The 14520-nt window shown below is 67.8% G+C and carries 11 protein-coding genes; all 11 read right to left on the minus strand.

Annotation, left to right across the window (positions count from 1 at the left end; genetic code table 11):
- Positions 1 to 127 precede the first annotated feature (127 nt).
- On the minus strand, positions 128 to 1621 hold the full coding sequence (locus ACGFSB_RS26945; RefSeq protein WP_393404277.1) for an ArnT family glycosyltransferase: 1494 nt from the start codon (positions 1619 to 1621) through the stop codon (positions 128 to 130).
- A 5-nt stretch (positions 1622 to 1626) separates the two neighbouring features.
- Entirely contained in the window at positions 1627 to 3129 is a 1503-nt protein-coding gene (locus ACGFSB_RS26950) for an amino acid permease (protein ID WP_393404279.1), read from the minus strand.
- A gap of 161 nt (positions 3130 to 3290) precedes the next feature.
- Positions 3291 to 5225: a 1-deoxy-D-xylulose-5-phosphate synthase gene (gene dxs, locus ACGFSB_RS26955; RefSeq protein WP_393404281.1), complete on the minus strand. Its 1935-nt coding sequence runs from the start codon at positions 5223 to 5225 to the stop codon at positions 3291 to 3293.
- A gap of 189 nt (positions 5226 to 5414) precedes the next feature.
- Positions 5415 to 6704: a sugar ABC transporter permease gene (locus tag ACGFSB_RS26960; protein ID WP_393404284.1), complete on the minus strand. Its 1290-nt coding sequence runs from the start codon at positions 6702 to 6704 to the stop codon at positions 5415 to 5417.
- Positions 6701 to 7489 carry an ATP-binding cassette domain-containing protein gene (locus tag ACGFSB_RS26965; protein ID WP_393404288.1) on the minus strand — a complete coding sequence of 263 codons (789 nt, stop codon included), beginning with the start codon at positions 7487 to 7489 and terminating at the stop codon, positions 6701 to 6703. The genes ACGFSB_RS26960 and ACGFSB_RS26965 overlap by 4 nt, the downstream gene beginning before the upstream one ends.
- A gap of 180 nt (positions 7490 to 7669) precedes the next feature.
- Entirely contained in the window at positions 7670 to 8788 is a 1119-nt protein-coding gene (locus tag ACGFSB_RS26970) for a substrate-binding domain-containing protein (protein WP_393404291.1), read from the minus strand.
- A gap of 120 nt (positions 8789 to 8908) precedes the next feature.
- Positions 8909 to 10108: an ROK family protein gene (locus tag ACGFSB_RS26975; RefSeq protein WP_393404294.1), complete on the minus strand. Its 1200-nt coding sequence runs from the start codon at positions 10106 to 10108 to the stop codon at positions 8909 to 8911.
- 209 nt (positions 10109 to 10317) lie between these two features.
- Positions 10318 to 11202, minus strand: coding sequence for a carbohydrate ABC transporter permease (locus ACGFSB_RS26980; RefSeq protein WP_393404297.1), 885 nt, complete (start codon positions 11200 to 11202; stop codon positions 10318 to 10320).
- Complete coding sequence (locus ACGFSB_RS26985; RefSeq protein WP_393404300.1) at positions 11202 to 12080, minus strand: carbohydrate ABC transporter permease; 879 nt, start codon at positions 12078 to 12080, stop codon at positions 11202 to 11204. The genes ACGFSB_RS26980 and ACGFSB_RS26985 overlap by 1 nt, the downstream gene beginning before the upstream one ends.
- 135 nt (positions 12081 to 12215) lie before the next feature.
- Positions 12216 to 13478 carry an extracellular solute-binding protein gene (locus ACGFSB_RS26990; RefSeq protein WP_393404302.1) on the minus strand — a complete coding sequence of 421 codons (1263 nt, stop codon included), beginning with the start codon at positions 13476 to 13478 and terminating at the stop codon, positions 12216 to 12218.
- Between the two features lie 148 nt (positions 13479 to 13626).
- The gene (locus ACGFSB_RS26995) at positions 13627 to 14520 is read right to left on the minus strand and encodes a carbohydrate ABC transporter permease (RefSeq protein WP_393404305.1); all 894 of its coding nucleotides are present in this window, start codon (positions 14518 to 14520) and stop codon (positions 13627 to 13629) included.

Below are 14520 nucleotides of genomic sequence, written 5' to 3' on the forward strand. Positions count from 1 at the left end.
AGGTGGCTCCGCCACATGACCCTTCACACCGCACGCCGAGCGCACGCACCGAACGCCGCTCCTTCTCCCACGGAGATCCATCAGAAGCGCCCTAGGGCCCCAGCCGTCCCGCTGCCCGAACGCGGATTCACCGCCCCCGGTCCACCCGCGCGTACACCACCGCTCCCCCGACCCGCAGCACCGGCCGGTAGGCCGTCGTGAGCGCCCGCCGCAGCGACGGCACCCGGTCCGGGCCGTACGGCTTGCCCCGGGAGTCGTCGACCACCAGCTCCGGTGGTTGCCGCCGCAGCTCCTCCCGGAAGACGGGCCAGGCGCCGTCGACCGCGTACTTCTCCCCCACCTGCGGTCCGTTGCGGCCCCCGCTGTAGTTGGTGAGCAGCCCGGCCGTGAGGTAGCGGCTGGCGGGAGCGCGGTCGGCGAGCCAGTACGTCTCTGGGTGTATCCCCCACACGAGGACCTTGTCCGCGGGTCCCGTACGGGACTCGATCACCTTCGCGAGCCGTGCCGCATGTGCCAGTTCGGGGCGCGGAGCCAGGAGACCCCAGGCCAGGAACACCGCACACGAGCACCCCGTGGCGACGATCGCCCTGGCCGTACGCTCCCGTGGCAGGATCTGCAGCGCCGCCGCGCCCAACAGGGCGAGCGGCGGCATGAGTTGCAGGTAGTAGTGGCCGAAGAAGTGGAAGCCGAGCAGTACCGCGGCCACCGAGGACGCGAGCCACAGCCACAGCTCCGCCGCCCCGGTGCGGGCGACGCGCAGGACGCGTACGACCGGCGGGATGATCCCCGCACAGGCCCCCGCGAGGATCAGTGAATTCGCCAGCCCCCGGCCGAAGACATGGAGTTCGGATCCTGCGAAGGAGGCGTACGCGCCCGAACCGGTCACCGTCCAGAACGCGAAACCCGCAGGGGTCGTCAGGACGGCCACGGCGAGGACGGGGCCGCACAGGCCCGCCGCGAGGCGCGCCACGTGCCGCCGGGGCGCCCCGCCACGCCACAGCAGCCACGCCACCGGCACGAGCACCGCTCCCCCGGTCTGCTTGACCAGGAACGCGCAGGCCACCGCGGTCCCGGCCGCCGCCCATCGGCGCCGGTCCGCGCACCACATCGCGGCCGTCGCGCACGGCAGCATGAAGACCTCGAAGGTGGCCGCCTGGGCGTCCTCGGGGTTGAGCCCGACCGAGACGAGAAGGTAGAGCACGCCCGCCGTGCGGCCCGCGCGGTCGCCCCAGCGGCGCCGGGCGATGCAGGCGAGGAGGACGGCGGTCAGGAGCTGGGCCGCCACAGCGAGCACCTTCAGCGGGAGCAGCGTCGCGTCGCCGAAGAGCGCGAACGCACCCTCGTACAGCCAGGGGACGAGCGGCGGCTTGCGGTCGACGACCGTCTCGTAGAGCACCCCCCCGTCCGCCAGCATCCTTGCCTGGACGGCGAGATAGCCCTCGTCCGGGCTCCACAGCGGCCACCGGAAGGAAGGGATCCGGGTGACGCAGGCCAGTGCCGCGAGGAGGGGGATCAGGCGCGGCCAGTACCTCGCGGAGGGCGCCGGGGCCCGCTCCGCACGCGGGCGCGGCGGCCCGAGCGTGCGTACGGAGCGTAGCGGGGCGGGGGGCTCGCCGAGCATACGGACTACGGGGTGTCACCGGCCGCGGTCTGCTTCCCCCGCCTGCCCAGTCGGCTGTGCGAGCGCCCGTACGCGAAGTAGACGACGAAGCCGAGCACCATCCAGACGCCGAACCGCAGCCAGGTCTCGCCCGGCAGGTTCAGCATCAGCCACACCGACGCGGCCACCGAAAGGATGGGCACGAGCGGCACCAGCGGGGTGCGGAAGGCGCGGTGCAGTTCGGGGCGGGTGCGGCGCAGGACAAGCACGCCGACGGCCACGACGACGAACGCGAAGAGGGTGCCGATGTTCACCAGGGTCGCGAGCTCGTTGATGCTGGTGAAGCCCGCGATGACGGAGATGAGGACGCCAAGGAGGATGGTCGGGCGGTAAGGGGTCTTGAAGCGCGGGTGCGTGACGGAGAAGAAGCGCGGCAGCAGACCGTCGCGGCTCATCGCGAAGAACACACGCGTCTGCCCGAGCAGCAGGATCAGACACACGGTGGTCAGGCCGACGGCGGCACCGAAGCTGATGGCGCCGGCGTACCAGGGGTGTCCGGTGGCCTTGAAGGCGTCGGCGAGGGGCGCGGTGACGGACAGTTTGGTGTAGTGCTGCATACCGGTGACCACGAGCGAGACGGCCACGTAAAGCACCGTGCAGATGAGGAGCGAGCCGAGGATGCCGCGCGGCATGTCGCGCTGCGGGTTCTTGGTCTCCTCGGCGGCGGTGGCCACCACGTCGAAGCCGATGAAGGCGAAGAAGACGACGGAGGCCGCGGTGAAGATGCCCATGATGCCGAAGTTGGTGGGTTCGTAGCCGAAGATCAGCTGAGCCATGGGGGCGTCTTCCCAGCCCACCCCGGCCTCCGGGGTCACCGCGTCGGGGATGAACGGCGAGTAGTTGTCACCCACGATGAAGAAGAGACCCGCGATGATCACGATCATGACCACCGTCACCTTGACGGCCACGACGACCGCGGTGATGTTGGCGGACAGCTTCATGCCGACCACCAGGATCGCGGTCAGTACCAGGACCAGCACGAAAGCCAGGATGTCGAAGGTGCCGCCCGGCACATCGGGGCCTTCCAGCGCACTCGGCAGATGCCAGTGCGCGTTGTCCATCAGGGAGCGCACGTAGCCGGACCAGCCGACCGCGACGACGGCCGTACCCAGGGCGAATTCGAGGACGAGGTCCCAGCCGATGATCCAGGCGGGCAGCTCACCGATGGAGGCGTAGGCGAAGGTGTACGCCGACCCGGCCACCGGGACGGTCGAGGCGAACTCGGCGTAACACAGGGCCGCGAGGGCACAGACGATGGCGGCGGCGACGAACGCCAGCGCGGTCGCGGGTCCCGCGTTCTCCTTGGCCACCTTCCCGGTCAGGACGAAGATGCCGGTGCCGATGATGACGCCGACGCCGAAGACCATGAGATCGAGGGCGGAGAGCGACTTCTTGAGCGCGTGCTCGGGCTCCTCGGTGTCCTCGATGGACTGCTCGATGCTCTTCGTTCTGAAAAGACTGCTTGCCACGGACCTACCTCCACGCTTGTCGTCCCCGACATGATCGAGAGGGCGAGTACCCCGCAGGTCCCGGCGCGAGCCTATTCACGCGAATGGGCCGGTTCCACCACCCGTACAGGGTGCTGAAACCGGCCCATCGGCGGTGCTGGTTGACTCAGTCGCGCGCAGCCTCAGTCCCGCGCGGGCTCCGCCGCGTCGACCGAGTCCACGGGTGCCGTCCGCTCGAACCTGCCGTCCAGCTTGGCCACCAGACCGGTCACCTGGCGGGAGATGTCCGGGGCGGTCAAGCCGATCTCGGCCATGATCTCCTTGCGCGACGCGTGGTCCAGGAAGCGCGGCGGGATGCCGAAGTCACGCAGCGGTACGTCCACGCCCGCGTCGCGCAGCGCCTGGGAGACGGCCGAACCGACGCCTCCGGCGCGGGAGTTGTCCTCGACGGTGACGACCACGCGGTGCTGCTCGGCGAGCGGGGCGAGCGCCTCGTCGACGGGCTTGACCCAGCGGGGGTCGACGACGGTCGTCGTGATGCCCTGCTTGTTCAGGAGGTCGGCGATCTCCAGGCACATGGGAGCGAGCGCGCCCACGGAGACCAGGAGGACGTCGGGCCGCCGCGTGCCCGCCTTGCGCAGGACGTCCATGCCGCCGACCTTGCCGACGGCCTTGACCGCCGGGCCGACCGCGCCCTTCGAGTAGCGCACGACGGTCGGGGCGTCCTTGACCTCGACGGCCTCGCGCAGCTGGAGGCGGACCTGGTCGGCGTCGCGCGGGGCGGCGATCCGCAGGGTGGGCACGCACTGGAGGATCGACATGTCCCACATGCCGTTGTGCGACGCGCCGTCCGTGCCGGTGACCCCGGCGCGGTCCAGGACGAAGGTGACGCCGCACTTGTGCAGCGCCACGTCCATCAGGAGCTGGTCGAAGGCGCGGTTGAGGAACGTCGCGTACACGGCGAAGACGGGGTGCAGGCCGCCGGTGGCCAGGCCCGCCGCGGAGACGGCGGCGTGCTGCTCGGCGATGCCCACGTCGTAGACCCGGTCGGGGAACGCCTTGGCGAACTTCCGCAGGCCGACCGGCTGGAGCATGGCCGCCGTGATCGCGACGATGTCCTCGCGCTCATGGCCGAGCTTGACCATCTCCTCGCCGAAAACGGACGTCCAGTCCATGCCGCCCGCGCTGATGGGCAGGCCCGTGTCGGGGTGGATGGGGCCGATGCCGTGGAAGTGGTCGGCCTCGTCCTCCTCGGCGGGCTTGTAGCCGCGGCCCTTCTCGGTGATGCAGTGCACGATGACCGGGCCGCCGAAGCGCTTGGCGCGCACCAGGGCGGACTCCAGGGCCTCGATGTCGTGGCCGTCGATCGGGCCTACGTACTTCAGGCCGAGGTCCTCGAACATGCCCTGCGGGGCGATGAAGTCCTTCAGGCCCTTCTTCGCGCCATGCAGCGTCTCGTAGAGGGGCTTGCCGACGACCGGGGTGCGCTCCAGGAGGTCCCTGCCGCGGGCCAGGAAGCGTTCGTAGCCGTCCGTGGTGCGCAGGGTCGCCAGATGGTTCGCGAGGCCGCCGATGGTCGGGGCGTACGAACGCTCGTTGTCGTTGACGACGATCACCAGGGGGCGGTCCTTGGCGGCCGCGATGTTGTTCAGCGCCTCCCAGGCCATGCCGCCGGTGAGCGCGCCGTCGCCGATGACGGCGACGACGTGGTCGTCCTTGCCCTGTACCTCGTTGGCCTTGGCGAGGCCGTCGGCCCAGCCGAGGACCGTCGACGCGTGGGAGTTCTCGATCACGTCGTGGTCGGACTCGGCGCGCGAGGGGTAGCCGGAGATGCCGCCCTTGGTGCGCAGCTTGCCGAAGTCCTGGCGGCCGGTGAGCAGCTTGTGCACATAGCTCTGGTGGCCGGTGTCGAAGAGCACCTTGTCCTGCGGCGACTCGAAGACGCGGTGCATGGCGATCGTGAGCTCGACCACGCCGAGGTTGGGGCCGAGGTGGCCGCCTGTCTTGGAGACTGCGTCGACGAGGAAGGCGCGGATCTCACCGGCCAGCTGGTTCAGCTCTTCCGGGCTGAGCCGGTCCAGATCGCGCGGTCCCCTGATGCGGGTCAGCAGCGGCACCCGTGCCTCCTTGCAGTAGAGCTGTTCGAGCGTTGACCGGATGTTGCCGGGCCTGTTGAGTCTAATGTTCCTCGGTTGACGACGGCGTCCGGGATGCGAGTTCCGCGTCACGCGATCGGCGGTACGAAAAGAGCTGCCCGGCACCGCGCCATTGCGGTACCGGGCAGCCCTGCACTGGGTTCTGGCAGGTCAGGCGCGTCCTGCCGTCTTCTGGGTCCTGCGGGTCACGGAGTCGATGACGACCGTGGCGAGCAGTACGCCACCGGTGATCATGTACTGGACCGGAGTCGCGATGCCCTCGAGTGCCAGGCCGTACTGGATCGAGGTGATCACCATGACGCCCAGGAGGGCGTTCCAGGTGCGGCCACGGCCACCGAAGAGGCTCGTACCGCCGATGACGGCCGCCGCGATGGCGTTCATCAGGAGGTCACCGGTACCGGCGCCCTGGTTGGCCGCGGCGATCTTGGAGGCCATGAAGAGGCCGCCCGCCGCCGCGAACGTGCCGGCGATCGCGTAGACCGACGTACGGACCAGGGTGACGTTGATACCCGCACGGCGGGACGCCTCGACGCTGCCGCCGAGTGCGAAGACCTTGCGGCCGTACGTCGTGCGGCGCAGCACGAAGTCGGTGCCGACCAGGAAGACCAGGAAGATCACCAGGGCGAGGGGCAGGCCCTTGTACTGGTTGAACATGATCGCGGCGGCGAAGGCGCCGATGGCGAGGGCCACCGTGCGCACCACGATCTCGCTGAGCGGCCTCGACGGGATACCTGCCGCGTCACGGCGGCGGCTGTCCAGGAAGGACGACAGGAAGAAGGCGACGACCCCGATCACCGCGAGGCCGTAGGCCGCGGCGACGTCCGTGAAGTAGTACGAGGTCAGCTTGGCGATCGGGCCTTCGGAGTCCAGGTTGATGGTGCCGTTGTCGCCCAGGATCTGGAGCATGAAGCCCTGCCAGAACAGCAGGCCTGCCAGGGTGACGGCGAACGCCGGGGCGCCGATGCGCGCGAAGAAGAAGCCGTGGATGGTGCCGATCACGGTGCCGGTGAGGACGGCCGCGATCATCGCGACCCACTCGGGTGTGCCGTGGGTGACGGCGAGCACGGCGGCGACCGCGCCCGAGACACCGCTGACCGAGCCGACCGACAGGTCGATCTCGCCGAGCAGCAGCACGAAGACGACGCCGACCGCGATCATGCCGGTGCCGACCATGGCGACGGAGATGTTGCTGAGGTTCTCCGCGGTCATGAAGCGCGAGTTCATGCTGGCGAAGATCGCCCAGATGATGATGAGGCCGACGACGACCGGGATGGAACCCAGGTCACCGGCGCGCGTCTTCCGCTTGAACTCGGTGAGGTAGCCCGCGAAGCCCTGCTCGCGCACGAGCAGGCGGGGGTCCACCGCGGTGACGGCGTCGGCTGCGGCGGCCGGGGCGTCGACGGGCGCGCCGCCCGGTGTGGAGGTCTTCTCGATACTCACTTCTGGACCTCCACGTTGCGCGCCGCGCGACGGGTCACGGCATTGTCCGTGGCGCCCGTGATCGCGGAGATGATCTCTTCCTGCGAGGTGGTCTTCACATCGAAGATCCCGTTGTTCCGGCCGAGCCGGAGCACCGCCACCTTGTCCGCGACGGCCTTGACGTCCGCCATGTTGTGGCTGACGAGGATGACCGCGTGGCCACGCTCGCGCAGCCGCTCCACCAGGTCGAGGACCTGTGCGGTCTGCTCGACGCCGAGGGCGGCGGTGGGCTCGTCGAGGATGACGAGCTTGGGCTCGCCGAGCATCGAGCGGGCGATCGCCACCGTCTGCCGCTGACCGCCGGAGAGCGAGGCGATCGGGATGCGGACGCTGGGTATGCGGATCGAGAGCGTGGTGAGGAGCTCGCGGGCGCGGCGCTCCATCTCGACCTCGTTGAGCACACCGCGCCTGCGCAGCTCACGCCCGAGGTAGAGATTTCCTACGACGTCGATGTTGTCGCACAGCGCGAGGTCCTGGTAGACGGTCGCGATGCCCAGGTCCTGGGCGTCGTGCGGCTTGCTGATCTGGACGGTCCTGCTCTCCCACTCGATGACGCCGTCATCGATGGGATGCACGCCGGCGATCGTTTTGACCAGCGTGGACTTTCCTGCGCCGTTGTCGCCGACCAGGGCGACCACCTCACCGGCGTGGACCTCAAGCTCTACATCGGTGAGCGCCTGGACGGCACCGAATCGCTTGGAGACCCCGCGCAACGCCAACACGGGCGTAGCGGACACGTGAACCATCTCCTTCGCCGCCTGACCGGCGGGAGGTTGAACAGAAGAGAACGAGAAGAACGAGAAACGAGAACTGGCTCAGCGGCCGGTGCGCGTTTCTGTCCGGTGCCCCGCCTGAGCTGCGGGGCTGTTGGAGCGGGACACCGGACAGGCCTCAATGGTGGTGAAGTCCCGGAGAATCGGGGGGACTTACTTCAGGCCGACCTTGGAGCAGTCGGCCTTGTACTTGGCCGTGCAGATCTCGTCGACCGCGTAGATGCCGTCCTTGATGACGGTCTCCTTGATGTTCTTGTCGGTCAGCGAGACGACCGGCACGAGCACGGTGGGAACGTCCTTGGCGGTGGGGCTGTCGACGGTCGTCTTGGCGATGGAGTCGAGCTTCTCGCCCTTGCCGAGCGCCACGGCCATCTTCGCGGCGACCTCGGCCTCCTTCGGGTACGACTTGTAGACGCTCATGAACTGCTCGCCCGAGACGATGCGCTGCACACCGGCGAGTTCGGCGTCCTGGCCGGTGACCGGCGGAAGCTTGGAGATGCCCGCGGCCTTGAGGGCGGTGATGATGCCGCCCGCCATGACGTCGTTCGCGGAGTAGACGCCGACGATCTTGTCCTTGCCGATCGCCGAGATCGCGCCCTCCATGTTGGCGTTGGCGTTGACCGCCTTCCACTCCTTGGTGTCGTACGACTTGCCGATCTTGACCTTGCCCTTGAGCTCGGCCTCGGCGCCCTTCTTGAAGAGCTTGGCGTTCGGGTCGGTGATCGCGCCGTTCATCATCACGATCTCACCGTCCTTCGCCTTGTCGCCGAGCTCCTCGAGGAGGGCCTTGCCCTGGACGTGACCGACCTCTTCGTTGTCGAACGAGGTGTACGCGTCGATGGGGCCCTCGGCGAGGCGGTCGTACGCCACGACCGGGATACCGGCTTCCTTGGCCTTCTTGACCGACCCGGCGATCGCCTTGGAGTCCACCGCGTCCACGATCAACACGTCCACCTTGTTGGTGATCATCGTGTCGGCCTGCTGGTTCTGGGTGTTCGCGTCCTGCTTGGCGTTCGCGTAGGTGATCTTGCCCTTGCCGTCGGTCAGCTCCTTGACGTGCTTCTCGATCAGCGGCTTGTCGAACTTCTCGTAACGCGCGGTCTCGTTCTCCGGCAGGAGCAGACCTATGTTGAGCGCGTCGCCCTTCTTGGCACCCGAGCTCTCATCACTCTTGTCACCACCGGACTCCTTCGCACTGCCACAAGCGGCGAGGGTGACGGCCATGGTGGTGGCGGCAACGGCAAAAGCGGCACGACGCATACGCGTGTTCATCTGGGAACCTCCCTGACGTGGCCGCGTCGTTGCGGCCGAGGTGGCTCGAAGTCAACTCGGCCGCCACACCAGCGTCAAGGAGTAAATCCTTAACGAGATGACAACGGTGCCATGCGTTATCTAAGTGAAGGCAGGTGCGGTCGCGGGCAGCGAGCCGTCCAAAAGGGTCGAATCGCCCATTTCACTGAGCGCGAGTGCCAGTGCGCCAAGGACTTCGGCGCGGCCCCCGAGGGCCCCTGGAAGCACGGAGAGCTGACGCGCGGCGCTGGGGATGGCATAGCGCCCCACGGACTCCCTGATGGGCCCCAGGACCAGCTCACCGGCCTCCGCGAGGTCACCGCCGAGGACGACACGGCTGGGGTTCAGGAGGTTGCAGAGGTTCGCCACACCGCTGCCGATGTGCCGCCCGACGTCCGCGATGACCCGCCGGCAGCCCGGGTCCCCGTCACGCGCGAGGGCGACCACGCGCTCCATGGTCAGATCGGTGCCGTGGCTCGACTGGAGCAGGGGCAGCACATAACGGGCCGCCGTGAAGGTCTCCAGGCAGCCGCGGTTGCCGCAGCGGCAGACCGGGCCCGACTCGTCCAGAGTGATGTGCCCGATCTCGCCCGCCGTGCCGCCGGGGCCGCGGTAGATCCGGCCGCTGATCACCAGACCGGCGCCGACACCGCTCGCGACCTTGATGTACGCGAGGTCCTTGACTCCTCGGCCGCTCCCCCAGACCAGCTCGCCCAGCGCGCCGAGGTTGGCGTCGTTGTCGACGTGCACGGGGACGCCGAGACGGCCCCCCAGCTCCTCGGCGGGCTTGGTGCCCGTCCAGCCCGGCAGGATCGACGTCGAGCCGAGCGTCCCGGACTCCACGTCGATGGGTCCCGGCACGCCGAGGCCGACGCCGGTGATCTTCGCGCGGTCGACGCCGGTCGCCGCGATCAGCCTGCTGACCAGCTGCTCGGCACGGTCGAAGCCCTGCGCCGCCGACGCGTCCACGTCCAGCGGCTCGGCCTCCTCCGCGAGCACCTGGTGGGCGAGGTTGCCGACGGCCACGCGCAGGTGCGTATGGCCGAAGTCGACGCCGATGACGATGCCCGCGTCGCCGCTGAGGGAGACGCTGCGGGCCCGGCGGCCGCCTGCCGAGGTGGGCGTGACCTCGACCGTTCCGCCGTCCTTGAGCTCCCGGACGATGTTGGAGACCGTGGCCGCTGACAGACCCGTCGTCCTTGCGATCTCCGCCTGAGTGAGCGACCCGGCGAGCCGTACGGCACGTACGACCCGCTCGAGATTGGCCCGGTGCAGCGACGACTGCGACCCCGGAGTCTCCATTGACTCAGCCACCCTTATTCCGTATGACGTTGATGACGTAACGGCACCTTCGCCGCCCGTACAAGTTGTGAACTCCAAGCTCTGCTGAACGGGTTGGCGCAGTCAAGTCCTTGACGGAAATAGGCACTCCTGAACAGCGGTACAGGCCGGGTCCAAGTGGTGAGGATGCACCCCAAACCACCCAGACCCGGCCTGAGAGGGCCGATCCGTTATTTGACCGATCCCGCGGTGAGACCCGAGACGACATGCCGCTCGATGAAGGCGAACAGCACGATGACCGGCACGATCGCCACCACGGACGCCGCGAAGAGGTAGTTCCACTCCACGGTGTAGGCACCGATGAAGTTGTTGATGCCGACGGTCAGCGGCTGCTTGTCGGGTTCGGTGGTGAGCGTGAGGCCCATCACGAACTCGTTCCATGAGGTGATGAAGGTGAAGATCACGGCCGTCACCACACCGGGCAGCGCGAGCGGCAGGGTCACCTTCACCATGGCGCCGAAGCGGCTCGTGCCGTCCACCATGGCCGCCTCCTCCAGCTCGGGCGGGATCGAGCTGATGTAGGCCGTCAGGATCCACACCGCGAACGCGAGGTTGAACGCCGCGTTGGTGATGATCAGCGTCCAGACCGAGTTGAGCATGTCCAGCTGGTGGAACTCACGGTAGAGACCGACAAGCAGGGCGGTGGGCTGGAACATCTGAGTGATCAGGACCAGGAGCAGGAAGGCCTTGCGTCCGCGGTAGCGCATACGCGCCGTGTAGTACGCGGCGGGCAGCGAGACCAGGAGCACCAGGAGCGTCGCCCCGCCCGCGACCAGCAAGGTCACCTGGAGGTTCTGGCCGAGCTCCGACTCCTTCCAGACCTCGATGAAGTTCGACCACTCCAGGTGCTGCGGCAGATACGTCCGGTCCCGCAGCTCGCCCTTGGGGCGGAGCGCGGTGACGATCATCTCCAGGTACGGCGCCAGGAAGATCGCCGCGAGCGCCCAGGCGACGACCGTGATGACCAGCGTGCGCGGCCGGAACGTGCGCTTGGGCTTGAGCTGCTGCGGGGGGCCCTTCGGGGACCCCGCGCGGGGCGCCGTCGCGGTGGCCATCAGTCCTCCTCGTTCCACCGGCTGACCTTCAGGAAGATCAGCACGAGCACGACGACCATCGCGAAGTTGACCACGGACATGGCGGCGGATTCGCCGATGTCGGTCTCCTTCAGCTTGTACATGAACACCATGGTCGTGGAGGTGTCATAGCCGGGACCGCCCTGCGTCATGGCCCAGATGATCGGGAAGGAGTTGAAGACGTTGATGAGGTTGATGACCACACCGACGAGGAACGCGGGCCGCAGCATCGGCAGCGTGATGTGCCGGTACGTCTGCCAGGGGCTCGCCCCGTCGATCCGCGACGCCTCGTAGACCTCGCCCGGGATGGTCTGCAATCCGGCGAGCAGGGTGTACGTGGTGAAGGGCAGCGAGACGAAGACCGCGACGGCCATCATCCACGGCCAGGCCGTCTCCGGTTTGCCGAGCCAGTCCTTGGAATGGTCGATGAGGCCGAGGTCCAGCATCACCGTGTTGAGCACGCCCGCGGTCTGGTTGAGCATCCACTTGAAGCCGATGGCGGTCATCAGGACGGACGCCGCCCAGGGTGCGATGAGCGCCCAGCGGGTGACGGTGCGGCCGGGGAACTTCTGGTTGAACAGCTGGGCGAGGGCCAGCGAGAGCAGCATCGTCACGCTCACGACGACGACGGTCCATACGACCGTCCAGAGCAGCACGGCCCCGAAGTCGGTCTCGTCGAAGAGCTTCTTGTACTTGTCGGTCCCCGCGCTGCCGCGCACGATGCCGGCGATGGAGATGTTGAGGAACGAGGTGCGGATCAGCTCGACGACCGGCCAGATGACCACGGCGAGGATCAGCAGGATGACGGGCGCTATCCAGGGCAGCGGGCCGAGCCGGGCGATCCCGCTGCGACGGCTCACCGGCCTGGGTGCGCGCCCGCTCCGACCCCGGCCGGTGTCGGCCGGGGGCGGAGGGGCCTTCAGTGACACAAGGTCTCCTAGCGAACGGGACGTACGGGATGAAGGCGTACGGGATGAAGTGGGGCCGCTCGGCTGCTACTTGTTCTCGGCAGCCGCGGATTCCGCCTTCTTCTGCAGGTCACCGAGGACCGACTTCGGGTCGTCGCTCGCGGCCTTGCCACCGGTCTTCTTCATCTCGGCGGAGATGACGTCCCACGAGGTGTCGCCGAGCGGGTAGAACTTGGCGTTCGGCAGGACCTTGAAGAACGGCTCCAGGTCCTTGTGCTTGCCGCTGGACTGCATCGTCTTGAGCGTGTCCTGGGTGACAGGCATCAGGTTGTACATCTCGTCGAACTGCAGCATCTTCTTGGAGTACGTGAAGTCCAGGAACTTCTTCACGCCTTCCTTCTCCGCGCCGCCGTCCTTGAACGCCATCATCCAGTCGGCGACACCGAGGGTGGAGTCCAGCGGGCCCGTCTTGCCGGGGATCGGCGCGACGCCGTAGTCGACCTTGCCGTCCTTGGCCATCTGGATGAGGCTCGGGTGGCCGTTGAGCATACCGACCTTGCCCGCCGCGAAGTCGGCGAAGGCCGTCTTGCGGTCGGTGGATGCCGGGTTGGAGTACGTGAGGCCGGGCTTGACCAGGCTCTTCTGGAGCCAGTCGAAGGTCTCGACGTTCTTCGCGCTGTCCAGCGTGTACTTGCCGCTCGCGTCGGTGTAGCCACCGCCGTTGCCGAGCTCCCACATCATCGTCTCGCCCTGGGTCTCCTCGGGGCCGAGCGGGAGGGCGTACGGGGTCTCGGCAGCCTTGGAGGACTTGATCTTCTTGGCGGCCGCTGCGACCTCGTCCCACGTCTTGGGCGGCGTCTTCACACCCGCCTTCTTGAAGACGGCCTTGTTGTAGAACATCACGCGGCTCGAGGAGACCCACGGGATGCCGTACTGCGTGCCCTTGACCTCGCCGGCCTTGGCGAAGGTGGGGATGAGGTTCTCCTGCGTCTTGGGCGACAGGACATCGTCGGCCTTGTAGAGCAGGTCGTCCGCGACCTTGTCGGCGTAGCCGCCGGTCTGCAGGAGGTCGGGCTGGTTGCCCGCCTGGATCATGTTCTTGACGGACTTGTCGATCTCGTTCCAGTTGATGACCTGGACGTCGACCTTGTAGCCCTTGTTCTCCTTCTCGAACTCCTTCTTCACGCCGTCCCAGTACTTCTTGGAGGCGTTGGAAGCCTTGTCCCCGTAGTCGGCGGCGACGAGCTTGATGGTCTTGCTGTCCCCGCTGTCGCTGTCACCGCCGCAGGCGCTGAGTCCCAGTGCCATCGCGAGCGTTGCCGCACCGGTGGCGATTACTCGATTCCTCATGCTGTTCAACCCTTCGACATCGGTGTCGACTTGAACGCGGGCAAAGATCCCCCCGCAGCGCCGTGGGGCCGACATTACTCACGGCCGGAATTGCCGCAACAGGCCTAGACCACTTTCGTGGCCAAGCTGAAATCACCGGCGGTCGGGGTCACTTGAGAGCCCCCGCGGTGAGGCCCGCCTGCACCTGCCGCTGGAAGACCGCGTACACGACGAGTACCGGCACCATCGCGATGGTCAGGCCTGCGAAAAGCGCTCCCCAGTCGCCCCGGTAGCCCTGCGACACGGCGAGCGACGCGAGGCCCTGCGGCAGCACGTACCTGCTCTCCTCCTCGTTGTTGAGCAGCAGCGGAAGCAGGTACTGGTTCCACTGGCCGAGGAAGTTGAAGATGCCGATGCTGATCAGGCCCGGCTTCGCCATCGGCAGCATGATCTGGAAGAACGTGCGCGTGTGCGAGGCCCCGTCGACCATCGCCGCCTCCTGGACGCCGGTCGGCAGCGTACGGAAGAACGACGTCAGGAAGAAGACGGTGAAGGGCAGCGAGTACGCGATGTACGCGATCATCAGGCCGGGACGGGTGTCCAGGAGGCCGAAGTTCTCCATGACCGCGAAGAGCGGGACGAGGGCGAGGATGACGGGGAACATCATGCCGCCCGCGAAGAGCATGAAGATCAGCCGGTTGCCCGGGAAGGTGAAGCGGGCGATCACATACGCCGCCATCGAACCGAGCAGCATGGTGCCGGTCAGCGAACCCGCGAGGATGATCAGCGAGTTGAGGGCGTACTGCCCGATGTTCGCCTCGGTCCACGCATGGGTGAAGTTCTCCCAGTGGAAGGAGGACGGCCAGCCCATCGGATCGCTGAGGATCTCGACCGATGGCCGGAACGCGGTGAGGGCGACCCAGACGAGGGGGCCTGCCGCGAGGACCACCCACAGGACGAGGAAGGCGTGCGAGAAGACGTTCAGGGTCGCGCCGCCCGCCTTGCCGCCCTCGCGGCGGGGTGCGTCGGCTCCATCGGTGCGGGGCGCGGTGGTCGTGGTCAT

Source organism: Streptomyces sp. NPDC048441 (genome assembly GCF_043200235.1).
Classification (GTDB): Bacteria; Actinomycetota; Actinomycetes; order Streptomycetales; family Streptomycetaceae; genus Streptomyces.

What these genes read in the sequence shown, in the direction of transcription:
- ACGFSB_RS26945 (WP_393404277.1), bottom strand. Translation starts at nt 1,621, where the DNA reads ATGCTCGGCGAGCCCCCCGCCCCGCTACGCTCCGTACGCACGCTCGGG.
- ACGFSB_RS26965 (WP_393404288.1), bottom strand. Translation starts at nt 7,489, where the DNA reads ATGGTTCACGTGTCCGCTACGCCCGTGTTGGCGTTGCGCGGGGTCTCC.
- ACGFSB_RS26970 (WP_393404291.1), bottom strand. Translation starts at nt 8,788, where the DNA reads ATGAACACGCGTATGCGTCGTGCCGCTTTTGCCGTTGCCGCCACCACC.
- ACGFSB_RS26975 (WP_393404294.1), bottom strand. Translation starts at nt 10,108, where the DNA reads ATGGAGACTCCGGGGTCGCAGTCGTCGCTGCACCGGGCCAATCTCGAG.
- ACGFSB_RS26980 (WP_393404297.1), bottom strand. Translation starts at nt 11,202, where the DNA reads ATGGCCACCGCGACGGCGCCCCGCGCGGGGTCCCCGAAGGGCCCCCCG.
- ACGFSB_RS26990 (WP_393404302.1), bottom strand. Translation starts at nt 13,478, where the DNA reads ATGAGGAATCGAGTAATCGCCACCGGTGCGGCAACGCTCGCGATGGCA.
- ACGFSB_RS26995 (WP_393404305.1), bottom strand. Translation starts at nt 14,520, where the DNA reads ATGACCACGACCACCGCGCCCCGCACCGATGGAGCCGACGCACCCCGC.